Origin of the sequence: Wolbachia endosymbiont of Aedes albopictus, from assembly GCF_024804185.1 — a bacterium.
GTDB lineage: Bacteria > Pseudomonadota > Alphaproteobacteria > Rickettsiales > Anaplasmataceae > Wolbachia > Wolbachia pipientis_B.
Genome location: NZ_CP101657.1, coordinates 879,004 through 902,729, shown reverse-complemented (window position 1 = coordinate 902,729; position 23,726 = coordinate 879,004). Strand labels below are relative to the sequence as shown.

The 23,726-nt window shown below is 35.5% G+C and carries 19 protein-coding genes and 2 pseudogenes; 11 read left to right on the top strand and 10 right to left on the bottom strand.

The genetic code is table 11. The annotated features are described in order from the left end of the window. Nucleotides 1-276: 276 nt before the first annotated feature. Both NHG98_RS04605 and secF read left to right on the top strand, forming a co-directional pair. Nucleotides 277-2,223 carry a heme lyase CcmF/NrfE family subunit gene (locus NHG98_RS04605; protein WP_096617373.1) on the top strand — a complete coding sequence of 649 codons (1,947 nt, stop codon included), beginning with the start codon at nucleotides 277-279 and terminating at the stop codon, nucleotides 2,221-2,223. Between the two features lie 696 nt (nucleotides 2,224-2,919). Then, on the top strand, nucleotides 2,920-3,798 hold the full coding sequence (secF, locus tag NHG98_RS04600) for a protein translocase subunit SecF (protein ID WP_096641445.1): 879 nt from the start codon (nucleotides 2,920-2,922) through the stop codon (nucleotides 3,796-3,798). Here secF and NHG98_RS04595 read toward each other — a convergent pair. After that, complete coding sequence (locus NHG98_RS04595; protein WP_096641446.1) at nucleotides 3,795-4,310, bottom strand: TIGR02281 family clan AA aspartic protease; 516 nt, start codon at nucleotides 4,308-4,310, stop codon at nucleotides 3,795-3,797. The two genes, secF and NHG98_RS04595, sit on opposite strands and share 4 nt — an antisense overlap. Nucleotides 4,311-4,444: 134 nt before the next feature. Here NHG98_RS04595 and yidC point away from each other — a divergent pair, with 134 nt between their 5' ends. Genes yidC through nusB form a run of 3 tightly spaced genes read left to right on the top strand, consistent with a single transcriptional unit; the run spans nucleotide 4,445 to nucleotide 7,042 of the window. Beyond that, complete coding sequence (gene yidC, locus NHG98_RS04590; protein WP_096641447.1) at nucleotides 4,445-6,154, top strand: membrane protein insertase YidC; 1,710 nt, start codon at nucleotides 4,445-4,447, stop codon at nucleotides 6,152-6,154. Continuing rightward, nucleotides 6,132-6,560: a 6,7-dimethyl-8-ribityllumazine synthase gene (locus tag NHG98_RS04585; protein ID WP_259245332.1), complete on the top strand. Its 429-nt coding sequence runs from the start codon at nucleotides 6,132-6,134 to the stop codon at nucleotides 6,558-6,560. Before yidC ends, NHG98_RS04585 begins: the two co-directional genes overlap by 23 nt. Next, nucleotides 6,560-7,042: a transcription antitermination factor NusB gene (gene nusB, locus NHG98_RS04580; protein WP_096641449.1), complete on the top strand. Its 483-nt coding sequence runs from the start codon at nucleotides 6,560-6,562 to the stop codon at nucleotides 7,040-7,042. The genes NHG98_RS04585 and nusB overlap by 1 nt, the downstream gene beginning before the upstream one ends. A gap of 64 nt (nucleotides 7,043-7,106) precedes the next feature. Here the strand turns inward: nusB and NHG98_RS04575 are convergent, their stop codons facing one another. The 5 genes from NHG98_RS04575 to ygfZ form a co-directional block, all read right to left on the bottom strand. Further along, complete coding sequence (locus NHG98_RS04575; protein ID WP_259245331.1) at nucleotides 7,107-7,247, bottom strand: hypothetical protein; 141 nt, start codon at nucleotides 7,245-7,247, stop codon at nucleotides 7,107-7,109. 146 nt (nucleotides 7,248-7,393) lie between these two features. Beyond that, complete coding sequence (locus NHG98_RS04570; RefSeq protein ID WP_259245330.1) at nucleotides 7,394-7,576, bottom strand: hypothetical protein; 183 nt, start codon at nucleotides 7,574-7,576, stop codon at nucleotides 7,394-7,396. Nucleotides 7,577-7,624: 48 nt separating this feature from the next. Further along, nucleotides 7,625-8,038 (bottom strand): hypothetical protein, encoded by a 414-nt coding sequence (locus NHG98_RS04565; RefSeq protein ID WP_259245329.1) that lies wholly within the window; start codon nucleotides 8,036-8,038, stop codon nucleotides 7,625-7,627. A gap of 78 nt (nucleotides 8,039-8,116) precedes the next feature. Beyond that, nucleotides 8,117-8,578: a dUTP diphosphatase gene (gene dut / locus NHG98_RS04560; protein WP_096641450.1), complete on the bottom strand. Its 462-nt coding sequence runs from the start codon at nucleotides 8,576-8,578 to the stop codon at nucleotides 8,117-8,119. 141 nt (nucleotides 8,579-8,719) lie between these two features. Further along, the gene (gene ygfZ / locus NHG98_RS04555; RefSeq protein ID WP_096641451.1) at nucleotides 8,720-9,526 is read right to left on the bottom strand and encodes a CAF17-like 4Fe-4S cluster assembly/insertion protein YgfZ; all 807 of its coding nucleotides are present in this window, start codon (nucleotides 9,524-9,526) and stop codon (nucleotides 8,720-8,722) included. A 156-nt stretch (nucleotides 9,527-9,682) separates the two neighbouring features. Here ygfZ and NHG98_RS04550 point away from each other — a divergent pair, with 156 nt between their 5' ends. From NHG98_RS04550 to NHG98_RS04530, 5 genes are all read left to right on the top strand, one after another. Then, nucleotides 9,683-9,973 (top strand): co-chaperone GroES, encoded by a 291-nt coding sequence (locus tag NHG98_RS04550; protein ID WP_096641452.1) that lies wholly within the window; start codon nucleotides 9,683-9,685, stop codon nucleotides 9,971-9,973. A gap of 100 nt (nucleotides 9,974-10,073) precedes the next feature. Next, complete coding sequence (gene groL, locus NHG98_RS04545) at nucleotides 10,074-11,723, top strand: chaperonin GroEL (protein ID WP_096641453.1); 1,650 nt, start codon at nucleotides 10,074-10,076, stop codon at nucleotides 11,721-11,723. Between the two features lie 559 nt (nucleotides 11,724-12,282). Beyond that, a complete protein-coding gene (locus NHG98_RS04540) occupies nucleotides 12,283-12,786 on the top strand; it encodes a protein-disulfide reductase DsbD domain-containing protein (protein ID WP_096676742.1) in 504 nt (167 codons plus the stop codon). Between the two features lie 303 nt (nucleotides 12,787-13,089). Further along, nucleotides 13,090-14,424, top strand: coding sequence for an alanine/glycine:cation symporter family protein (locus NHG98_RS04535; RefSeq protein WP_096641455.1), 1,335 nt, complete (start codon nucleotides 13,090-13,092; stop codon nucleotides 14,422-14,424). A gap of 119 nt (nucleotides 14,425-14,543) precedes the next feature. After that, on the top strand, nucleotides 14,544-16,895 hold the full coding sequence (locus tag NHG98_RS04530; RefSeq protein WP_096641456.1) for a WH2 domain-containing protein: 2,352 nt from the start codon (nucleotides 14,544-14,546) through the stop codon (nucleotides 16,893-16,895). Nucleotides 16,896-16,977: 82 nt separating this feature from the next. Here NHG98_RS04530 and NHG98_RS04525 read toward each other — a convergent pair. Then, nucleotides 16,978-17,753 (bottom strand): annotated as a pseudogene (locus NHG98_RS04525) (IS5 family transposase); the annotation flags it as partial. A gap of 79 nt (nucleotides 17,754-17,832) precedes the next feature. Between NHG98_RS04525 and tnpC the strand changes: the two are divergent. Further along, nucleotides 17,833-19,199 (top strand): annotated as a pseudogene (gene tnpC, locus NHG98_RS04520) (IS66 family transposase). A gap of 24 nt (nucleotides 19,200-19,223) precedes the next feature. On the opposite strand, the gene NHG98_RS04515 reads toward tnpC, so the two are convergent. The 3 genes from NHG98_RS04515 to NHG98_RS04505 form a co-directional block, all read right to left on the bottom strand. Beyond that, a complete protein-coding gene (locus NHG98_RS04515; protein WP_259245327.1) occupies nucleotides 19,224-19,868 on the bottom strand; it encodes a tetratricopeptide repeat protein in 645 nt (214 codons plus the stop codon). Continuing rightward, entirely contained in the window at nucleotides 19,855-22,152 is a 2,298-nt protein-coding gene (locus NHG98_RS04510; RefSeq protein WP_259245326.1) for a tetratricopeptide repeat protein, read from the bottom strand. The genes NHG98_RS04515 and NHG98_RS04510 overlap by 14 nt, the downstream gene beginning before the upstream one ends. A 166-nt stretch (nucleotides 22,153-22,318) precedes the next feature. Further along, on the bottom strand, nucleotides 22,319-23,509 hold the full coding sequence (locus NHG98_RS04505) for a hypothetical protein (RefSeq protein WP_096616706.1): 1,191 nt from the start codon (nucleotides 23,507-23,509) through the stop codon (nucleotides 22,319-22,321). Between the last annotated feature and the right edge of the window lie 217 nt (nucleotides 23,510-23,726).

The following is a 23,726-nucleotide window of genomic DNA, read 5'->3' as shown; positions in this document are numbered from 1 at the left end:
ATTTTTAATTAATGCCAGCATTACTAGCACAGCTAACTACGGGGGCATTATGCTATAGCTGACCCAAGAAAGATTTCCCTACGTCATACCGCGATTCATTCGCGGTATCTCAGCATAGATTCCGCTAACGAGTAGCGGAATGACGAATTTGTTGTTTTTCAAATTGTAGGTAAACCTAAGCCACTTTAGCTATAGCATCAATAGTAAGCGTCAATTAACACTTTAACTTCTTACTTGTCATCAGTAATATTGTTTATATAAAAAATATAATTTTTTATGCCTGAACTTGGGAATATATTGCTATTGGTAGCCTGCTTATTGTCTTTGACATATTTGTTTTTACCTCTTAGTTCTTGTCGGTTTATTACCACTGCCATATTTTTTTGTGTATCAACATCAATGGCTATTTTGATCTACTGCCACATTACAAATGATTTCTCACTCGAAAACGTATTTTACCACTCACACACAACAAAACCTTTGATCTATAAGATTTGTGGAGTTTGGGGAAATAAAGAAGGGTCTATGTTGCTTTGGACATTAGTGCTTACCTTTTACCTATTTCTGATGGGTATTTTTACTGATAACGATAGTAAATTGAAGAAAGTATCCTTGATCACCCAAGGCTTGATTTGCTTTTGTTTTTTACTGTTCACTTTACTTGAATCCAGCCCCTTCACTAAAATGCCAAGCGTTGAAAAAGATGGATTGGGTTTTAATCCGATATTGCAAGATATAGGCCTTGCTATTCATCCACCGATATTATATTTGGGGTACCTTGGATTTAGCGTTCCTTTTTCGCTCTCTATAGCTGGATTAATTGCAAATACTGAAGGAAATGTTTGGGCTAAAATTGTCAGGCCTTGGGTACTTATTTCTTGGTCGCTGCTCACTTTAGGCATCAGCTTGGGTAGCTGGTGGGCATATCGCGAACTTGGGTGGGGTGGATTTTGGTTTTGGGATCCAGTGGAAAACGTTTCTTTGATGCCGTGGCTAATTGCAGTGGCGCTGACACATTTGTTGCTCGTTGTACGAAATTTCAATACTTTAAGGAATTTCGCTATCTTACTTACGCTTATAACTTTTATATTGAGTGTAACTGGAACATTTCTAGTCCGCTCAGGAATACTCACCTCAGTGCACACGTTTGCAGATGACCCAAGGTATGGACTATATATATTAGCTCTACTTGGTATAATCACAGCCAGTAGCTTAGTAATATTTGTAGTGTTTACGAGAAAGAATCACACATCTGCGATGTCATTCCAATGCTTGACACTGGAATCCAGAAAGAAATCTGCTACTCAAGTGACAGAGGGTAGAAGATTCTTTTCACGCCTTACGATGATGCTGATGAACAATTTATTATTCATCACTGCCTTTTTCATCGTGTTCGTTGGCACTTTATACCCTACAGTGCTTGGGTATTTAACCGGTGAATTAATTTCAGTTGGAGCACCATATTACAATTCTTTATTTAATCCTATCGCACTGGCTATTCTAGTGCTCACCATAATCGGGCAATACTGCCGTTGGCAGGGAAATAGTCTATTGCCAATATTCCGCGAATATAGATTTTCATTCTGCAGTGCTGCAGCTATTTTGCCGTTTATCTTTCACATGGAGCTAATAATTGTGCTATCAATTACTATCTCCATAGCATTATTAATCTTTGTTTTAGAAGCATACAGTAAAAGAATTCGTTTATTTAAGAGCGAATCAATTTTATTAGCAAGAAGAGTTTCTAAATCCTACTATGCAATGATGCTCGCTCATGCTGGAGTGGCAATTCTAGTGCTTGGTATAGCTTATTCAGTTGGTTGGCAGGAGAAAAAAGAAAATTACTTAAAAATAGGGGATAGCATAACAGTCAATAAATTTAAAGTTACTTTGCAAAATATTGAGCTAATAAAAGAAAAAAATTTCCATGCAGTGAGAGGTATAATGGATATCAGGAATTTGCTGAATAACAAGATATTGGGTGAAGTAACTCCTGAATATAGATTTTACCTTGCGGAAGGTCAAAAAAATGTTGAAAGCAGTATCTACCACAATTTGCTTTCTGATATTTATGTTGTAATTGGAGAGATTGATAAGAGTAAGAGCAAAATTGCAGCTAAAGTGCACTATAAACCTGGAATGTCTATAATCTGGCTTGGATCCTTTCTCATCGCTTTTGGTTCGCTCCTTGCCGCTTTTCCTTTATTGAGAAGATTTTCATAGGACTCCTTTATACTATAACGAAAAAACTTCCTTGACAAACTCTACCAACCCCCTTATTGTAGTATTAAGGGTATTTATGACTCAAAACTTGTTTTTGATCCGCGCGGGTTCAATGACAAAATTCAGTAAAAAACTCAGAGTATTTATTGGCGGATTACATAAAATTATAGCGGCTGCATGTCTTTTTTATTTTTTCTACATTCAGCCAAATCGCGCTTATTTTAAGCGTTAGCACATTATTACAGCGCCACTTACAGTAATATAGAGTCAAAACTCGCACCACGGGGCTTCTTTTGCCTTTTTTTTCGTTTGGTAAATTTCTTAAACATTTATAGCTAAACGACAACCGTCATCCCTGTAAAGGTCAAGTATCCCGCTACGTGTTAGCGGATGAGATACCGCGGCGGTATGACGGTTCGCGGTGGAATGACGGTTCGTGGCGGTATGAAGGTTAAGCAATTCGTCATCCCGCTGGTTGTTAGCGGCTAAGAGATACCGCGGCGGTATGACGTAGAATTTTATACACTCACCAATTCAGTGCACAATCAATTTTTCTGGATCCCAGTGTCACGCACTGGGATGACACCATTATAGAACGAAACAGTGTCAGCTACTTGGATGACAGAGAAGTCCAACCACAAAATAAACTAGTGAATTTTTTGAAAAGTATATAAAATTCAAGTTTAAGTAAATAGCATGGCACTTAGACTCATTCCAGATAACCTCAATATCAAGTTTAGTAAATATAGGGATTTGACTGCATTAATTAGCATTATTCTTATCATCTTTTCAATGCTCATTGTTGTGTTACGTGGAGTGAACTTAGGCATAGACTTTGCAGGCGGAATTTTGATAGAGATAAAATCTTCAGATGAGAATCACTCTATTCTCGATGCATTAAAAGAAAATGGTTTTACAGTGCAGAGTTCAAAAGCGGGTGATAATTTAGTCATGCATTTTAAAGATGAAGGAGATGAAGATAAAATCAAAAAGATAAAAAGCATACTAGAAGAAAAGCTGGGGAGCTCAATAAGTTATCGTAAAATAGACTATGTTGGCCCACAAATAAGCTCAACACAAATATTTGAAGGAATGTTATCCATGTTGATCGCGATTGTTGGAATATTTTTTTATGTTTGGTTTAGATTTAATTGGCAATGTGGATTCAGTGGAATAACAGCACTGATTCATGACGTGGTTTTAACTGTTGGTTTTATTAGCCTAACTGGCATTGAGTTTAATATTTCATCAGTTGCAGCTCTCCTCACTGTCATTGGTTATTCAATCAATAACTCAGTAATTATATATGATCGGATTCGAGAGTATTGCAAAAGTGGTAAAAGTGGGCAGATGAGTGAGATGGTAGATGCAAGTATCAACGCTACATTATTTCGCACTATATTAACCTCGGGTACAACCCTTCTTGCTGCTCTTCCTTTGGCATTAATCTGCACAGATGCAGTGAAAGACTTCAGCTTGATCATTTTTTTTGGTATTTTGATTGGCACTTGTTCTGCAATATTTATTTCTGCTCCTATATTGACCTACAGAGCTTTAGATTGTAGAAGTGTTTAGTCGCGGTATAATATCAACTTATTATCTCTTATAGTGAAATGAAAATACCTTAAAAAGCTCATTCCAAGTAGTGAATGAGACATAGAATGAGTGTTAACGCTCGCCTGTACATCATTAACTAAAAAATTTCCTATTTTAACCTGAGGAATGTGAATAACACCAGCTTTTATTTGACCTTTCGCAGTTTCATATATTTTAAAATCCTGAACGTTTTGTAAGTTAATACCAACATGTAATGCGTCTTTTTGTGATAGAACAATATCGGTTGCTCCGGTATCAAGCAAAAACGTTATATTGCGATCATTGACCTGAGCCTGAATATAAAAGTGTCCATCGTATGATTTCGTAAATTCGATACTTCCACTATTCTGACCACTATTTTGAATTCTCCCTTTATATGGTAAAAAAGTACTGAGAAATCTGTCGCTTAGTTTGTCCCTTTGCGAATCAATAAGCATTGAAGTGGCGGCTATTATTAGTAACCAAATAACTAGATTTTTCACCGCGTTCATATTGTTAAAATTTGAAGCTATTAAAATAAATTTTAAAGATTAGCGTTAAAAGTTATTATTAAAAGTAAGTAAATTTTATTGTTTTAGTACAATATTTAATATACACTTTAAAAAGATATGTTTGATTTAATTTCATGTCAGAAGCAAAAAGTTTAATTTTAGCAGCTATCCTTTCCATGTTGATCATGGTATCTTGGCGCATTATTTATGATAATTTTTTTAGTACAAACCAAAACCAGCCATTGATTGAAAATATTGAACATATCGAATCTTTTAACGACCTTGCTCCTATAATATACCAAAATTGTTCTGAAATTATTAATTCTACTCGAGAACAGAGAGTTAGTTTAACTAATAACATGATTAAAGGATCAATTCCTTTGAAAGGTGCAAGGTTTGATGACTTAATCTTAACTAACTACCACTTAGAACCGAGTTCTTCTTCTCCACAAGTGGTGTTACTGTCACCTGCAGAATCAAAAGATGTATATTTCGCAGAATTTGGGTGGCTCGATCCGAATGAAAAGATTAAAGTTCCAGATTCTAAAACAGTCTGGCAAGCAGATAAACTCAATCAAAAAGAGGTCAATTTATTTTGGGATAATGAAAATGGCATTTTATTTAGAATGAAAATTAGCCTTGACGATAACTACATGTTTAAAGTTGAGCAAATTATTGAAAACAATACAAAAGATAATGTAGCTTTGGTTCCTTATGGTAGAATTAACCGTAAACGTGACAATATCAACGAATCTTATTGGATATCCCATGAAGGAGTACTGGGTGCATTTGATAATAAACTAGAGGAGTGGACATATAAGGATATTTCCAAAAAACATTTAATAAAAGCAAGCACGAGTGAAAAAAATTGGTTTGGTTTTGCTGATAAATACTGGCTTACAGCCATCATACCTGAGAAATCTGATAAAATAAATGTAAGCATTAAACACACGAACGTTAATAATACTGATAAATTCCAAGTAGATTTTGTCAAACCTTACAAGAGCATACTTCCTGGCGCAAGTGTTTCTAATGTGAATTATTTTTTTGCTGGAGCAAAAAAGTTGAATTTACTGGATTCTTATAAGGATACTCTCAATATACCTTTATTTGATAAAGCTGTAGATTTTGGTGTTCTTTATTTTATAACCAAGCCAGTGTTTTTACTGCTTGAATATTTTAACTTCGTTTTAAAAAATTTTGGCTTAGCAATATTATTGCTGACTTTAGTAATCAAAATTTTGATGCTTCCCTTATCTAATAGATCATATATTTCGATGTTCAAGGTGAAAAGCCTGCAGCCTGAATTAACTCGTATAAAAGAGTTGTATAAAAATGACAGCTTAAAGCAGCACAAAGAGACAATTGCGTTGTTCAAGAGAAACAATGTAAACCCAATGTCGAGCATTTTTCCCATGCTAATACAAATACCGGTATTTTTTGCTCTATATAAAGTATTATTTGTTACTATAGAGATGAGGCATGCTCCTTTTTTTTTATGGATTAAGGATCTTTCAGCTCCTGACCCAACGAACATCTTTACATTATTTGGGTTGTTTAATTATAACTTTCCTATTTCTATAGGCATTTTACCTATAATTTTCGGTGCCACCATGATAATTCAGCAGAAGCTAAGTGAGAAAGATCAAACCAGTAAAGATGATATTCAAGTAAATGTTATGAAGTTTTTACCTTACATTTCTGTCTTTATTTTTTCTTCTTTTCCTGCCGGCCTGGTAATATATTGGATATTTAGTAATATTATAACTTTGATTCAACAATCATTAATAAAGTTGCTTTTAACAAGAAAAGTGGGGATGAATGTCGAAAATACTAATAGTTAATTCAATTTACCACACTGAAATAGCGAACCTTTTGCTTGAAGGTGCAGTCGATAGATTAAAAGAAAGTCATGCAAGCTATGACATAATTGAAGTTCCTGGTGCATTTGAGATACCAGCTACAATTCTCTTTGCAGTAAAAAGCAAGAATGCTAATTATAACGGTTATTTAGCTCTTGGGTGCGTGATTCGCGGTGAAACTGATCATTATAAATACGTTTGTAAAGGAGTAATCGAAGGCTTAAATGAAGTTATTATGCATTATGCAATACCCCTTGGTATGGGCGTAATTACCGCTGACAGCAAAGATAAAGCACTAATTAGAGCTTACAAAAACAAAAAGAACATTGGTGGCCATGCAGCCTCAACTGTTTTGCATATGATAGATCTACACAATAAATTAAAATAATGGAGGAAAAACCAGTAGATAAAAAGTGGCGCATAAAAAGAAGTACGGCAAGATTTCTTGCTGTACAAATTGCTTATTCAAATATTTTTGTAAGTTACAACAAAAGCACTTTTAAATTGGAAAATTGTGAGCTTAAGGACTACATAAGTAAGTTGAAAGATATATTTGAATGTGAAGAATTTGAACATCAATTCTTAGAAAACTTGTTATATAAGGTTATAAAAAGCAGTGAAGAATATGATAAAATAATAGAGTCTTATTTACATCCAAGCTGGTCCCTCTCACGGTTAAATCTTATAAGCTTATCTATCTTGCGTGTTGCAATATGTGAGCTAGCTAATTGTGATACGCCAGTCCCAGTTGTCATTAATGAATATACTAATATTGCATCTGATTTACTTGATAAACCAAGCGAAATTGGCTTTATTAATGGGTTATTGGATAAGGCAAAAGATGCAGTTAAATTAAATAAAAATCCTTAGCAATTATAGCCAGCAAACACAGGGTGTCATCCGAGTAGCTGACACATAGCTGTATGAACATTGTCTACCAGGAGGGTGTCATCCCAGTGCTTGACACTGGGATCCAGCTTTTGATAATTTCATCGAAAATGTTGTATAGTGCACAATCAATTTTTCTGGATCCCAGTGTCAAGCACTGGGATGACACCATTTGTTGTACACTCACTTTTTCTTGATTTTTTGGTTTATCTTGTCTACCTACTTTGCCACTCTGCTGAACGGATACATTTCCATAATGAATGATGTCATTTAAGTAACTGACATTAAAAAATAAAGAGGCAGACTTAACCTACCTCTTTTATACTTAACTGTCTAGTTTTTTGCTTTTTGTTCAGAAGCAACTTGTTCAACAATAAGTGAGCCCAAATAAGTGTTAACCCCTTTATTCTCCCCTTTGTTTAAGCCTAATTCTTCCAATTGCTTTTCGTTATCACTTATTGAAACATATTCACCTTTATCGTTTTTCTTTGCTAGTGAGTTTATACCTAAGAACACAGTATCACCAAACGCCGCTTTACCATCACCAATTTCACCAGTAACATATTAATCTTTGCCTTCTAAGCTGAAGTATATACGATATTCATCTTTTATAACTTCACCTTTTTCATTCTTGTTTTGGTTATTTGCTTTTATCTCTTCATGCACCTCTTTTGTTACTTGTAACATTACTTTATCATCCTTAACAACAATCTTCGAAGCTTTCAACTCAGATATTTCATTGTTTTTGCTGATAGCATATATTGCTAAACCAACCAGTGCAATAGCAACAGTTGCTAATACACCGATTCCAAGTGGTGTAGCTGCAAAAGCTGCAAGTGGAGCAAGCGTGCAAGTTGAAGACACCCAATATGGTGATGAAAGTGCTACTGCTGCGCCTATAACATACAGAGCAGTAAGTGCAACAAGTGCAGTGTTTGTTTTGTGGAGCTGACCACAGTGATTTTTGAAAGTTAGCATAAAAGACCTCATTTAATAAAATATTAATATGCTTAAATTGTGTATAAAAGAACTGTCATAGTCAAGCTTTTTCGTAAGTTACCTACCACTTGAGCCAAAGCCCCCTGCATTGCGGACGGTTTCTTCTGTGCAAAATTCTTCTCTGTCATCCCAAATTACCTGAGATACAGGAGAAATAAGGATTTGTGCAATCCTATCTCCTCTTTTTATCTCATACGACTGATTACTTAGATTAATTAGGCAAATTTTAACCTCACCTCGATAATCAGAGTCTATAGTGCCTGGAGAATTTAAGACAGTGATTCCATATTTTGCAGCAAGACCAGAACGTGGGCGGATTTGCCCCTCAAAACCGTTTGGTATTGCAATCACAATTCCAGTTGGAACAAGTAATCTCTCAAGTGGATTTAAAACAGCAGAGTCATTCAATGCAGCATAAAGATCCATACCAGCACTCTGCGTAGTTGCATAACATGGAAGAGACAAGTCTTCTCCGTGTGATAATCTTTTTATTTCTACTTTAATTTTACTTCTTTGCACTCCAATTTACCAACTATGAAGATTCAATTATAGCATGTAAATTGTATCTGCAAAAGTAATAAATGTTACATCGTAAATGATGTCATTCTAGTGCGTGACGCCAGGCCATAAAATAAGTTTTTCGTTTCTATATGCGCTACCTTAAGACTTCAACGTCTTAATGCACTTAACCCCATCGACATATAAATTTGCATGACTTTTTTGAGTATTAAGCAATGCAAGTCCAATGTTGTCTACACTAGAGCGCAGTTCCCCTATTTCCTCATTATTTTCATTTGTCACTTTAGTGCCAATATCTGGAAGTGTGTTATCCCCCTCAATAAGATAAAGTTTTCTTCTGAATATTTCTTGTCTGCTCATTCGATTTACGACTTCCTGACCTACGTAACACCCCTTATTAAAGCTTATACCGTTTGCCTTATCGATTAAATATTGCAATGGGAATGATGAATTTTGTACCATATCTTTTGCTCCATCTGGGACAAGGTTTTTAATTCTAACTTTTTCATACTGAATAAAATCTCCAACCGGTTCTTTTATTTCATCTTTATGTATGATCCTCATTCCTAGCAGCTTGTGCCTTGGATCTTGAAAAATAACTTGTGACTTACTACTACACTCCGCCAACTTAGTATCAAACAAAACTCCAACCTTATATAGTGCACTAATGTCTTTAATTTTCACTCTCAAATAAGTTTTAAGTAAATCTAGTTTCTCGATTATTTGCTGTAAGTGCACATTTTCGCACTCTAAGAAAATATATCTACCATATTCAATAAGAAAAAAATCATATAGGTATTTTCCCTGAGGGCTAAGCAATAAAGAGTAAATGGCTTTTTGGCTATCCAACTTATTAATATCATTGGTTATAATGCCTTGCAGAAAATCTCTAGTGTCAGGCCCATATAGCACTATTACACCACGACTCAAGAATGGTATATAACTCATGAAATCTCTATAAATAAACCTAAATTTTATTATATAACATTAGGCTCTTTATAGAAACTGCTTTTGGTGTGCATATTTTACAAACTCCAGCCCTTGAAATCTAACTTACGAGTATATATATAAAGTTATAGGTTAATTTGTTGAGAGGAAAAGCAAATGTCAAGTATAAGTTTAAATGTATTGGATGATAGCGTGCTGATCAAGCCTATTAGCGAGGAAAAGCAGGGTGGAATTATGCTTCCATCAAGTGCTGAAAAGAAACCTACTAAAGGTGAAATTGTAGCAACTGGTGAAGGTTCACGCAACTCAAATGGCGAACGTGTAGCTTTAACTGTAAAGGCTGGTGATAAAGTGTTCTATCGTCAATGGGCTGGTACAGAAATAGAACATAATGATGAAAAGCTTATCGTGATGAAAGAGTCCGATATACTTGCTGTCATTAAATAGCAGTCTTTATTTTACTAAACTGAAACAAAGCGCAACATGGCGCATTGTAAATGGTTTTATTATAATTTTCTAAGTTTTTTATTAACAAGAGGTGATAAAAATGACTAATGTAGTAGTATCAGGTGAGCAGTTGCAAGAAGCCTTTCGTGAAGTCGCAGCAATAGTGGATTCAACGGTAGCAATAACTGCGGGGCCTAGAGGAAAAACAGTAGGGATTAATAAGCCCTATGGAGCACCAGAAATTACAAAAGATGGTTATAAGGTAATGAAGGGTATCAAGCCTGAAAAACCACTAAATGCTGCAATAGCAAGCATCTTTGCCCAAAGTTGTTCTCAATGTAATGACAAAGTTGGTGATGGTACAACGACGTGCTCAATATTAACTAGCAACATGATAATGGAAGCTTCAAAATCAATTGCTGCTGGAAACGATCGTGTTGGTATTAAAAACGGAATACAGAAGGCGAAAGACGTAATATTAAAGGAAATTACGTCAATGTCTCGTACAATTTCTCTAGAGAAAATGGATGAAGTAGCGCAAGTTGCGATAATCTCTGCAAATGGTGATAAGGATATAGGTAACAGTATTGCTGATTCCGTGAAAAAAGTTGGAAAAGAGGGTGTAATAACTGTTGAAGAAAGTAAAGGTTCAAAAGAGTTAGAAGTTGAGCTGACTACTGGCATGCAATTTGATCGCGGTTATCTCTCTCCGTATTTTATTACAAATAATGAAAAAATGATCGTGGAGCTTGATAATCCTTATCTATTAATTACAGAGAAAAAATTAAATATTATTCAACCTTTACTTCCTATTCTTGAAGCTGTTGTTAAATCTGGTAAACCTTTGGTTATTATTGCAGAGGATATCGAAGGTGAAGCATTAAGCACTTTAGTTATCAATAAATTGCGTGGTGGTTTAAAAGTTGCTGCAGTAAAAGCTCCAGGTTTTGGTGACAGAAGAAAGGAGATGCTCGAAGACATAGCAACTTTGACTGGTGCTAAGTACGTCATAAAAGATGAACTTGGAATCAAGATGGAAGATCTGACACTTGATCATCTTGGTACTGCTAAAAATGTTAAAATTACTAAAGATAATACCACAGTTGTCAGCGAAAATAGCGATTCTGACAGTGTAAAAGCTAGAATCGAGCAGATCAAATCTCAAATTGAAACTTCAACTTCTGATTATGATAAAGAAAAGTTAAGAGAACGTTTAGCGAAATTATCAGGTGGTGTTGCTGTGCTAAAAGTTGGTGGAGCAACTGAAGTGGAAGTTAAAGAACGTAGAGATAGAGTTGAAGATGCGCTGCATGCAACAAGAGCTGCAATTGAAGAAGGCATAGTTCCAGGTGGTGGAATTGCACTTCTTTATGCTTCATCTGTTCTCGACAAATTAAAAGGTGCAAGTGACGAAGAGCAAATAGGTATAAACATTATCAAGAAAGTTCTCAGTGCTCCAATTAGAAGGTTAGTTAAAAATGCTGGTCTCGAATCTGCTGTTATCATTGACTATTTGATTAAGCAGAATGATAAAGAGCTTATATACAACGTTGAGGCTATGGATTACGCTAATGCATTTACAGCTGGTGTGATTGATCCAGCAAAAGTGGTGCGTATTGCTTTTGAAACAGCGATATCTGTTGCGAGTGTGCTGATTACTACTGAATCTATGATAGTTGATGTACCAAGCAAAGAAAATGCTTCATCTCCTATGGGTGCAGGAGAAATGGGTGGCATGGGTGGATTCTGAGTAGAGTGAAGCCGTGGAGCAATTGCTCCACGGTAGTTCCAAAAAATCTCACATTTTACTATTCATTAAAGGTAATGCGTTTGGTGCAGAAAGACACTGCTGTTTGCATCCGTTTTATCCCTTTATATTGTGGTTGTCTAATAACAAAAAGGCAGCATAAGAAAACTATAACCCCTGGTGTATTTATACTATAGCTGACCCAAACAACACGTCATACCGCGATTCATTCACGGTATCTCTTGGCATAGATCCCGCTAACACGTAGCGGGATGACGAGCTTATTGTCATGCTGCCGCGAACCGTCATACCGCCGCGGTATCTCATCCGCTAACACGTAGCAGGACGACAGCAATCCTACGTCATACCGCGATTCATTCGCGGTATCTCGGCATAGATTCCGCTAACAAGTAGCGGAATGATGAATTTGTCGTTTTTCAGATTGTCGTAAGTCAGTTTAGCTATAGCATAACGCTATATTAATAAATAATCTATATAATGCTATTAAATATAATACTTAAAATCTAAATCATTTTCTCTATAAAAGAAGAAATTTGCCTTAATGAGAATACATATATATTTAATATTGTTTTTATTTTTCTCTTGCACCCAACTATATGCTGACGAGGAAATTGCAAAATTTGATTTACTTATTGGCGAGATAAATGAAGCAAGCCTCACTCTTAAAGGTGCAATAAAGGTTACAGTAGAACCAGGCTGGCACATATATTATAAAGATCCTGGAGATTTCGGTCTTCCCACTTCTTTTGATTGTAAGGGTAACACATTAAACATAGATATTTACTGGCCTACTCCAAAGGAACATAGAGATAAAGTAGGAAGAGAGATATTTATCAGTAACGTATATAAGGATATGGTATTATTTCCCTTTAAGATGAATGTGTTTTCAAATCAAGGGTATATTGACCTTAACTTCCATATAAATTATGCGATATGTAAAGATAGGTGCATCCCTAAAAATGTTGAGATAAAAACCAGGCAACCACTGAAGGATTTTATAGATTATGATATCAATAAACTTATAAATGAGTGGTATGAAAAATAGGTTCTCATGGGGTAGGTGTCATTCCAGTGCGTGACACTGAAATCTCATTTACTTTTTTGTTCACTATGTGAGGAACTTGGACCTATAAGTATATAAACATAATGGTTTCACATAAAAAATTTAGATCCCAGTGTCACGCACTGGGATGACAAGAAAGGAGCGCTAGGATGACAGAAAGAGGTGCTAGGATGGCAGAAAGGAGCGCTAGGATGACAGGAACGAAGTCATACGAACTCTAATAGAAAATAGGTTAGGTATTTTCAATTTTTGTTGTATACTTAAATAAAAATCTCACTTTTACAGATGGATACAGTAAAGTTTGTTTTATTACTGCCAACAATATTACTCATGCTAGTTGCTGGTGTTTACCTATCGGTTAAACTAAAATGGCTACAGATATTTAGATTGCCGTACGCCCTTTCACTCATTGGAGTTAAAAGAGGGGAAAATAAATTTTCCTCTATAGCCGCCCTGTTTACAATCTTAGGGGGAAATTTAGGAGTAGGAAACATTTCAGGAACTGCTGTTGCTCTAAAAACCGGAGGACCGGGCTCTATCTTATGGATGGCAATAATTATTGTTATCACTTCTGTGATAAAATATGTCACTTGTTATCTAAGTATAAAAACCAGAAAGGAAAAGAACGGACGGTTTATAGGTGGCCCTGTAGCCTACATGGCTGATGCATTTAATTCTAGAAAAGCTACAATTGTGTTTCTGGTTGTTATGATGATGGTTTCAATAACAGTTGGTAACCTTGTTCAGGTAAATTCTCTATCAATACCACTTAACATGATAGATGTGCCTGTAGTCATTGGTGGCATTGTAATGGCCATAATATTTTTTGTTGTTACAGTTCTCAGCTTAAAAAAAATTAAAATTTTTATATCGGCTATGATACCAATAATGACGGTAAGTTACCTCATACTTTGCGGTATCATATTATTTAAGTTTAGTGAAAATATCCTTCCTTCTCTAAAATTAATAACAGGCAGTTTTTTTACAACTAGTAGCTTTAACTCTGGTTTATCTCTAGGTTTGATTTTAGAAATGTTGACTATTATTCAAGTCGGAACTTTGCGAGGTATTTTTGCAACAGATATAGGGCTTGGCCTCGAAGGAATCGTGCACTCTTCAATTGTTCCTAAGAAAAATAATAATAAATTTATTATTGAACAGAGCCTAATCACAATAATATCGCCTTTTATAGTTGCATTCATAGTGTTTATTACAACAATGGTACTGCTTGTCACAGATTCTTGGGTCACTGATTTAGAGAGTACTAACATGTGCATATTTGCTTTTAGAAAAGCTATGAATTGGCCCTATATTGACTATTTAATCATGGCCATAATGTTTTGTTTTGCCTTTACTACTATTTTTACTTGGTTTTTTTGCTCAAAACAGACAATACGCTATGTGTCTATGGATAATAAATACACTAAAATCTGGATTGTAATTTTTACCATGATCATTCCGCTTGGTGCGATGGGTAAAATCCGATTGCTATGGGATGTTGCTGATATCTCGATTGCTGCTTTGTTATTTATCAACATACTCGCTATACTCAAGCTAACTTCTAAAGATCCAGAAGTGTTTACTGTGAGCAACAGATATTTAAAATTAGGCGCCAACTAAAAGTTGCCATCTGAGTAACAATACAACCTTCCTTAATAAAAATTCAACCAATGCTCATAATAATTATATTAGCTAGTATTAGCTAGAACTAAAGGCAGAGGGTTATTAGTGAGGGGTATATGGATACACAACAAGAACACATTTATAATGAGCGCATTCAAGAATTTTTTCCTTTATTTGATAAAAAGGACGATCAAATTTATAATGCTAGAGTTGATTTTAACACAGTAAAGTTTTTAACAGAATGCACCAATTGGGATTGGAACGAAGATAAAGACAAAAATAAAGCATGTGGAGTTATTCTTCAGGAATGCAACAAGATAAAGAAAGCCGAACAAAAGCTCGAAAGTGAAGTTAAAAAAAGGTTGAAAGAGTATGTTGATGATGTTGCAGGAGTTTCAATATACGGTAATCACGCAAGTATTACGCTGGGAGATAACAAAAAAGAGTTTAAAATCAGCGAATTTTTAAATAGTGATTTTTGTCAGAAGAATGGAATCTCGGGGTTTTCAACATTGCATAGCGATGGAAAGAGCGGAATGCATGGTTTTGTTGCCGAGGAAGGAGGGAAAAAAATAAGACATTATGTCGTAACTGATGGTTCATATGAAATGACTTTAAAGTGGTATGCGGAGGGGAAAGAATGTGAGATCAAAATTAAGATTGATGCTAACGGTGTAGACCTTATTAAAGGTGATGATTTTTCTCTAGAACGGTTAGAAGCAAACAGAGATGTAAAAATAGGTGGTTTATTCTTGCATGAAATAGAATTCAGGGAAAAAGGACAAGGAAAATCGAATGAAGTGGAACACGACGGACAAGATAATCAAGCCCTTAAAAAGTCATTTGAAACTTTCATAGGAAGTGATATTAGTAGAGGTGTTGGCATTCAAGCTACTGATACAACTCGAGGAATTGGTTCTCAAACTACTATACCACGATCTGATAGTGAAAATGATTTAGGCTACGAAAGTCAAGGGGAGAGTTCTCAGAACAAAAAAACCCCTCCACCAGTGCCAACTGGAACTAGTTCGCTTCCACCTAAAAAAGATGTTTTCGATGAGCAAGGGGGAAGCAAACTTGGAAGCCGAAAACCAGATAGAAGTGAGCAAATACCTAATAATCAGCAACAACCTGAAATCCCGCAACAAAAAGGAAATAGCAGAAGCGCTCTATTACAAGAGATCAGGAATTTCAAGAAAAACAACTTAAGGCACACTGATGTTGATGATAGAGAAGCATCAATGGAAGGAGGCAGGAAAAATGAATCAACGTCTTCTATATTAGAAACATTAAAGGACAAAGTTCCTTACTTGCCTTATTCAAATATACATGAACATGACAGTGATAACCGTGGTGCTAGTGATGCTGAGTGGGAAGAAAGTAAACAGCCACTTTCTGTTCCAAAACCCAATAGCAAAAGTGACTCGGGCTATTCACCTCAAATTCATGCTCAATCTCAAGTAGATCCTGAGCAGTCAAAGAGGAGCTTAGAGAACATTCAACAAAGTAACCAAACTCCACCTGAAAATCTTCTTAAAGAAATCAGAGATAGATCACAGAAAGATAATAGAGGATTAAGGCAAGTTGATTCTACTGATAAACTGCCACAAGATAGAGAAGATGGGTTGCAAAAAAACGATTTAGCAGATGTAAAAACAGTAGAAGGTCCAACTGTTAGTGTCTCTGCTTCAACACCAAATAGTATAAGTGATTCAGGCTATTCATCTCCAACTCATGCTAATCATGAACAATCTCGAGTAAATTCTGGACAGTTAAAAGCGAGCCTAATGAATGTTGAACAAAGAGATGACACTCTACTTACGGAATTTACCAGTAAGTTGGATAAAGAAACTCAGAAGTTCCCACTAAAACCGGTGGATCAGAAAGAAATGAGCGAACAAACCAAAGAACATTTATTAGCAACTGGATTGCTAAAAGGAAATGCAGCGGAGACAAAAATAAACGATTCAGGCTACTCATCTCCAACTTATACTAGCCACTATAATTTTCAGGTAAGTCCTGAACAACTAGGGAAGAGATTAGAAACCATTGAATCAAAAAAAGAAGATACATTGGAAAAATTGAATAAAGGTTTGAAAGAACCTTCACAACAGGCTACTAAAACTAAAGATTTATCCTTAGACAGTATGTTGGAAAAAATAAAAGAAGGTAAACAATATGATCCTGTACGTAAGTTATTAGAAAGAAAAGTGGCAGAACAAGAAAATGATAATACTAATCTGACTATAGACAAAAATAGCGAACTATATAAATTGCTAGAAAAAGATGCAGCACAATTGAAAGTTGGAGTAATAGAAGAAGAAAGAAAAGATACTTTAACAGAACACACTTATGGTTATGATCGCAATAGAATTGCATTAGCTAACAGAAATAAAAGGCCACTTGGTTGGGCTAAACGTATTGCTGAGTCACAAGAAAAAGATACTAATAAAAGTATTTTGATGTAAATTGAGGTTAGGGAATGTTCAAAAAAGTGTGTCAAACCGCATTTTTAACTCAACTCAATTTTCAATAGACTTCTTTCAAAATTCATGTAAGGAGCTCAAAATTGTGGATAGCAGCAATCAAATTAAATCTTAAACCAAAACGTTTTCGTCGCTTTCTATATCTATCGGAAATGATTTTAAACCTTTTCAATAAGCCAATTACGTTTTCAAGTATTGCCCTGTGGCTCATAAGTGTCCTGTTCTCTTTTTTTTGTTCTTTGCTTAACGGATTCTTTTTCTTTTTCCTGTGCGATAATACAACATTTTTGTGTATCTTCTGCATTCCCCTGTAGCCAGCATCAGCTAAGATTTTAGTTTGCTGCTACTTTTGATTCTCTAAACATCCGAAAATCGTGTTTTCTGCCATTCGAGAAAGATGTGCATATGACTTTTCTTCTCTGTTACTATTTGTGTTTTTATAGTATGCCTTTTTTTCTTTCCAGAGTAGAAGGGCTTTTGCTTTTTTTTGGCCTCTCTACTGGCGTCTCAGTTCCGTCTATTACTAAAACTTCATATTCTACATCACTCTTTAATAGTTCTTTTTTTCCTGGTAATGCAAAATCTGGATATTTTATTAATGTGTCTTCTACCCATCTTATTATTTTAAAACAATTACTTTCACTCATGCCATAACTTTGTCCAATATGAAAATATGTGCGGTTATATATTCTAGTGCCATCAGTAGCCTGTCTTCTACGCAAAGTTTGCTTTTTCTTCCACTTCTAGCTTTTTTTCTTTCTCATCCATAATTTCTACCATTCGCTCAAATGTTGCTTTTTTTACCCCTGTTAAACGTCGAAACTTTTCTCCTTCTAACTTTGTATCCGTTCAGCGGAGTGGCAGAATCAGGTAGACAAGGTGATCTAAAAAGATAATCATAGAGCAAAAGTGAGATAATATGGTAAACCTTTTAGAACTTTGCAAAAATTTACAGCAAAAAATAGAAAGGTTAGAAGCAAAAATAGAAAGATTGGAAAAAGAGAATGAAAGTTTAAAAGCAGAAAATAAGGCTTTAAAGATAGAAAATGCTGAGTTGAGAGAAAGACTAGGTTTAAGCTCAAAAAATTCATCAATACCAAGTTCCAAAGAGTTGTATAAAATAAAAAAGAATAAGCCAAAAAGCGAAAGGAATGTTGGCGTTCAGGTTGGACACGATGGCAATTATCGCGCTAAAATGAACGCGGATGAGGTGATAAAAGTAGAGTTGTCATCTACTTGCGAATGTGGAGGGGAGATTGCAATATGCAAAAAACCATATATTCACCAAAAAGTTGATCTTCCGGACATTAAGCCTTATGTAGTAGAGTATCAGCTAGAGCATGGCCGTTGTCGGAAGTGCGGAAAAAGAAGAAGCAGCAAATTACCAGAAGGTGTTACATCAGATACGTTTGGACCAAGGGTTAAGTCAATAATTGCAGCGTTCAGCGGGTTTTACAAAAATTCAAAACGCGAAATAGCGAGTATCGTAAATGATATCTTCAATTTGAATATAAGTGTTGGCAGCATATCAAACAGTGAACACAGAGTTGCATCAAAATGCGAAAAAACATATGAGCAAATCGAACAAGAAATAAGCAAAAGTGAGGTTTTGCATATCGATTAAACCATTCACTATTACAAAGGAAAACTTGGCTGGGTTTGCAAGCAACACGGCAAGTTTTGTAAAATTCAAGAGGAATGAAAGTTTTACAAAATAGTAAATTCTGCAATCGCAATAGCTTAGTAGTGACCGACAGATATGCAGCATATAATTATTTTGCTGATAAATATAGGCAAATCTTCTGGGCACATTTATCAAGAGATTTTGAAAGGTTAGCACATAGTTGGAACATTGAAGTCAAAGTTCTAGGCTGTTACTTAAGAAATGTAGCTACTGAATTATTTGCACTGAAAAAAGCTTTACTAAAAAATGAGATAGACGTTTTAAGATTTGCCAGACGCGCAAGAAAATTGCGAAAGCGTACACGATGTTACTTGAAGGAAATATCACGTTTACCTGAAGCAATTGGAGCTTCTCGAGTTGCAAAAAATATTTTGAAATCTGAAAGAATGATGTGGAAATTTTTAGATGACGCAGAAAACATTCCGCTGACAAATAACCATGCTGAACAACAGATACGACATTATTTCGCTTACCGTAAAAATTCATATTTTACACAATCACAGCGAGGAAACACATTCCTCGAGCGAATAATTTCGTTATACTTAACATGGAAACAAAAGGAGCTAAATCCTTTCCAAAACCTTCTATCTATTGTTTCTTAAACCACTCTCCTGAACGGATACACTTCAGAAATGATTAGGACTCTGATGTTCCTTAAAGATAGATACAGCACGTGCAAACGACTCCTGTTGTTTCTTGTGGTCACCTAAGGTACCATAAACTTCACATAAGTCTGCCAGTAGTTTGGCAACTTCCGGATGATCAGGGCCGTAATGTTCTTCAAAAATAGGAAAGGCCTGTTCAAGCAGCTCCTTTTTTTCCTTATGGTCACCTAAATCCCCATGAGTGCCACCGTGGCTTACCAGTAGCTTAGCAACTTGAATATGACCAGAACCATAGTGTTTCTCAAAAACAGGTAAAACCCGCTCAAACAACTCTTTAGCTTTCTGAGGATTACCTAAATCCCTGTAAACATTACCTAGATTTGCTAGTGTTCTAGCAACTTCAAAATGATCAGGCCCATAATGCTTCTTTTGAATCGCTAGAGCCCTTTCAAGCAGCTCTTTAGCTTTATGAGGGTTACATAAATCCTTGTAAGCGTTACCGAGACTCACTCGTACTTTAGCAACTTTAAAATGATCACGGCCATAATATTTCTCAAAAACAGGCAAAGCTTGCTCAAGAAATTTTTGTGCCTTCTGGGGACTGCCTGAAGCCCCATAAGCGGGGCCTAGAATTTCCCATAGTTCAACAACTTTAGAAGTAATCATGGACATGATGCTTCTCAAGAATAAATGAGGCCTGCTCAAGCAACTCCTTTGCTTTCTGAGGGTTACCTAAATCCCCATAGGTAATACTTAGGTTTGCCAATAGTTTAGCAACTTCAAGATGATCAGGACCGTAATGTTTCTCAAAAATAGGTAAAGCCCGTTCAAACAACTCTTTAGCTTTTTGGGAATCACCTAAGTCTCCATAAGTTCCGCCTAGGTTTTTTAGTATTATAGCAACTGTAAAATGGTTAGGCTCATAATGTTTCTCTTGAATTGCTAAAGCCCGTTCAAGCAACTCTTTTGCTTTCTGAAGATTGCCTAAATCTCCATGAGCGTTACTTAAGTTTGTCAATGTGATAGCAACTTGGAAATGATCGGAGCCATAATGTTTCTCTTGAATTGCTAAAGCCTGTTCAAGTAACTCTTTTGCTTTCTGAGGATCACCTAAAGTCCTATAAGTGGTACCGAAGCTCACTAATGTTCTAGCAACTTCGAAATGATCAGGTCCATAATGTTTTTCTTGAATTGCTAAAGCCCGTTCAAGCAACTCTTTTGCTTTCCGAGAATTACCTAAATTTCCATAGGCATCACCTAGATTGGCCAATGCAATGGCAACCTGAAAATGATCAGAACCATAGTATTCTTCAAGAATAGGTAAAGCCTGTTCAAGCAACTCCTTTTGCCTACTAGGATTACCTGAATCCCCATAAGCATTACCTAGATTTGTCAGTGCAATGGCAACTTGAAAATGATCAGAGCCATAGTGTTTCTCAAGAATAGGTAAAGCCTGTTCAAGCAACTCCCTTTGTTTCTGAGGATCACCTGAGGTACCGTAAACAATACCGAGGTTTATCAATGCAATGGCAATTTGAAAATGATCAGAGCCATAATGTTTTTCTTGAATTGCTAAAGCCCGTCCAAGTAACTCTTTTGCTTTCTGAGAATCACCTAAAGCTCTATAAGAGGTACCTAGACCTACTAATGTGCTAGCAACTTGGGAATGATCAGGCTCATAATGTTTCTCTTGAATTGCTAAAGCCCGTTCAAGCAACTCCTTTTTTTCTTCATAGTTACCTAAATTCCCATAAATGATACCGAGGTTTGTCAATATAACAGCAACTTGGGAATGATCAGGCCCATAATGTTCCTCTTGAATTGCTAGAGCCCGTTCAAGTAACTCTTTTGCTTTCTGAGGGTTACCCAGACCCCCATAAGCGTTGCTTAGGTTTGTCAGTATAATAGCAACCTGGAAATGGTCAGAGCCATAATGTTTCTCAAGAATAGGTAAAGCCTGTTTAAGTAACTCCTTTTGTCTCCTATGATTACCCAGATCCCCATAAGCGATACCTAGATTTGCCAGCGCTATAGCAACTTGAAAATTATAAGGCCCATAATATTTCTTAAAGATAGATAAAGCCTGTTCAAGCAGCTCCTTTTGTCTTCTGGGATTACCCAAGTCATGGTATCCATCGTTCATCCATATTAACAAATACACAAGATAATCCTTTTCTATTGTTTGTTTTTCTGAAGGATTTTTTGCTAGCCAATTATCTATATGTGATAAAAACGCTTCTAAGTGCGGCAATAATTGTCGCTTCTTAGCATAATCTTCTAATTTATCACTGTCGTCAGGGAAGCTTTCTTTTAGTAATTCAAAAGTCTTTTTCACAACTTTGTTTTTGCCTTGTTTTTCTAACTCTATCCTTATTACTTGCTGTACTAACCTGTGAATATTGACTAAATTTTGCTCTTCTCCTGAGTTGATCATTGAATATTGCTTAAGTAGTTGGATAGCATCACCTAACTTTTCTCTATTGCGTTCTAATCCTAAAAACATTTCTACAGGAATATTGTCAGAGGCAATATAGGCGATAATATCTAAAATTTCTTTGGCTTGCTGGCCATACTCTGCGTTGTCTTTGATTTTATTAATAGTAATTCTCCAGGTTATAAAAGTTGTCTCGGTGTAACTATCATTGCTGTCTTCAGGAAACTTGAAATCAAGCAATTTTTTTGCTTCCTCTTTATACCTTTTTAAATAATCACTGATTTCAAACCTCAAGCCTACATTCTTTAATGCTATATCCCTTTCTTTTATGTATGCAACTGCCTGCTGCAGGGCTAAAGGAAAATGCTGTAATGTCTCTGCTAAATTCTTTATTTCATTTTCTTGTGATCCATCCTTTATATCCAATGCTTTTCTAATGAAGTCTATGGACTCTTTAAATATATCCAATGTTAATACTTCTATATCTCCCCACTTTTGATTACGCGAGGTAATCAAAACACTAGGTTTATTATCATCAGATGATAAAAAGTGGGACGGTAAAAATTGACTAATACCAGCATCTTGACCTTCACTTCTATATTTTTCTGCATTATCGAAAACAAAGAGACTTTTTCTCTTGGCAAAAAAAGCATATATATCTCTTACAATAGATTCAATATCCCTATCTTCTGAAAGACTGCACTATAGTTTCATAGGTTGCAGCATTTATCCATATAATATTGTTGTCATAATCTTTACTGTGCTTTTCAATATATTTTCTGGCTAGTTCAGTTTTACCTATTCCTCCCAAACCACAGATAGAAACTAGTTGTGATATTACTGTGGCTACACCTTGACTTTTTTGTATTAATTTGTGTAGTTCTCGTAATTCTTCTGTCCTTCCAGTGAACGATCCTACTGGATTTCTCACCTCAAATCGAAAGCCTCCTAAGATTTCTTCTTTCATCTTGCGAAAGAATTCTCTTCCGTCTTCATGTGTAAGAAAACGTCTCCCTTTTTCTTTCAACCAATCTAGCATTTTTTCTTGGAAGCGAGCGTAAACATTCTGTCTATCAATATCATTAAATTGCTCGCCTAGCTCACTTTTGATAATATCCGCTAGTTTTATTTCATTGGGCTGATTTACTGCAAATACTAACTTATCAAAAAATTCTTTTATATTGTCTTCCAACCTACCTTCATTCATCATTCGTCCAAATTCACGTTGCCACGTCTGATTTCTTTCCAATTTCCTTTTTGAGTTCTGATCTGGCTTGTTTTGGAGTTTTTTTATCTCCTCTTCTAATTCTTCCATCGCTTCTTCTACAGCACTTTCAAATGCTGGTTGCACTACTGAAATCATGTTATTGTGAATATAAGAGAACTTATATCTAGTGCCACCATCTTTAAAAAAGACATCACTAGTGTCGATTACTTCAACTAAAATTTCTATTTCCTCGTTTGGTCCTAAAGTTTTTACCCTCAACTTCTTCACTGTGTTTCGTGCTGTGCTTTGATCCAGATCAAAATCGATATTAGTACAGATAATAAAATCTTTCAGGTTACCATCTGCAAAATCTTGATTATTTTTGATCTTTAGGTAAGAAACAAAATACTTTGCTAATCCAAACTCACCACTTTTATCTTTTGTAAGTAAGTTCCCTACTCCAATTTTCTTGTTATCTTCATCTTGTGTGTGTTTAGCCTGCAAAAAACGGTATACTTTCTTACTACCTTGGGTACATTCAAATACTAAATAATCGAACTTTCTGGCCTCTTCTATTTCTGTACCTAAGCGAAAAGAGTGCTGATAGAGCACTCCTCGATGCAAAAATAGCATCAATACCTTTAGCTGGTAGATATTACCGTGCATAACTAGTTACCTCATACAGGCTGCTATAAATTTGTTTGATCTAGAATTAAAGATTACCAAACACCTAAAATAATGCAATAGAGTCTTTACATGTTGATAGAAGGCCTTCAAGAATAGGAATTGCTTGTAATTCTTGATTTAAAAAAGACTTTCCAAAGATTTCCCGAATTTAATATGTAATTGCTGTAGGGTGCATTTAGTAATATAATCTCATATT

Coding starts and splice junctions, on each gene's coding strand:
- NHG98_RS04605 (WP_096617373.1), top strand. CDS start 277: ATGCCTGAACTTGGGAATATATTGCTATTGGTAGCCTGCTTATTGTCT.
- secF (WP_096641445.1), top strand. CDS start 2,920: ATGGCACTTAGACTCATTCCAGATAACCTCAATATCAAGTTTAGTAAA.
- NHG98_RS04595 (WP_096641446.1), bottom strand. CDS start 4,310: ATGAACGCGGTGAAAAATCTAGTTATTTGGTTACTAATAATAGCCGCC.
- yidC (WP_096641447.1), top strand. CDS start 4,445: ATGTCAGAAGCAAAAAGTTTAATTTTAGCAGCTATCCTTTCCATGTTG.
- NHG98_RS04585 (WP_259245332.1), top strand. CDS start 6,132: ATGTCGAAAATACTAATAGTTAATTCAATTTACCACACTGAAATAGCG.
- nusB (WP_096641449.1), top strand. CDS start 6,560: ATGGAGGAAAAACCAGTAGATAAAAAGTGGCGCATAAAAAGAAGTACG.
- NHG98_RS04565 (WP_259245329.1), bottom strand. CDS start 8,038: ATGCTAACTTTCAAAAATCACTGTGGTCAGCTCCACAAAACAAACACT.
- ygfZ (WP_096641451.1), bottom strand. CDS start 9,526: ATGAGTTATATACCATTCTTGAGTCGTGGTGTAATAGTGCTATATGGG.
- NHG98_RS04550 (WP_096641452.1), top strand. CDS start 9,683: ATGTCAAGTATAAGTTTAAATGTATTGGATGATAGCGTGCTGATCAAG.
- groL (WP_096641453.1), top strand. CDS start 10,074: ATGACTAATGTAGTAGTATCAGGTGAGCAGTTGCAAGAAGCCTTTCGT.
- NHG98_RS04540 (WP_096676742.1), top strand. CDS start 12,283: ATGAGAATACATATATATTTAATATTGTTTTTATTTTTCTCTTGCACC.
- NHG98_RS04535 (WP_096641455.1), top strand. CDS start 13,090: ATGGATACAGTAAAGTTTGTTTTATTACTGCCAACAATATTACTCATG.
- NHG98_RS04530 (WP_096641456.1), top strand. CDS start 14,544: ATGGATACACAACAAGAACACATTTATAATGAGCGCATTCAAGAATTT.
- NHG98_RS04515 (WP_259245327.1), bottom strand. CDS start 19,868: ATGATTACTTCTAAAGTTGTTGAACTATGGGAAATTCTAGGCCCCGCT.
- NHG98_RS04505 (WP_096616706.1), bottom strand. CDS start 23,509: ATGCACGGTAATATCTACCAGCTAAAGGTATTGATGCTATTTTTGCAT.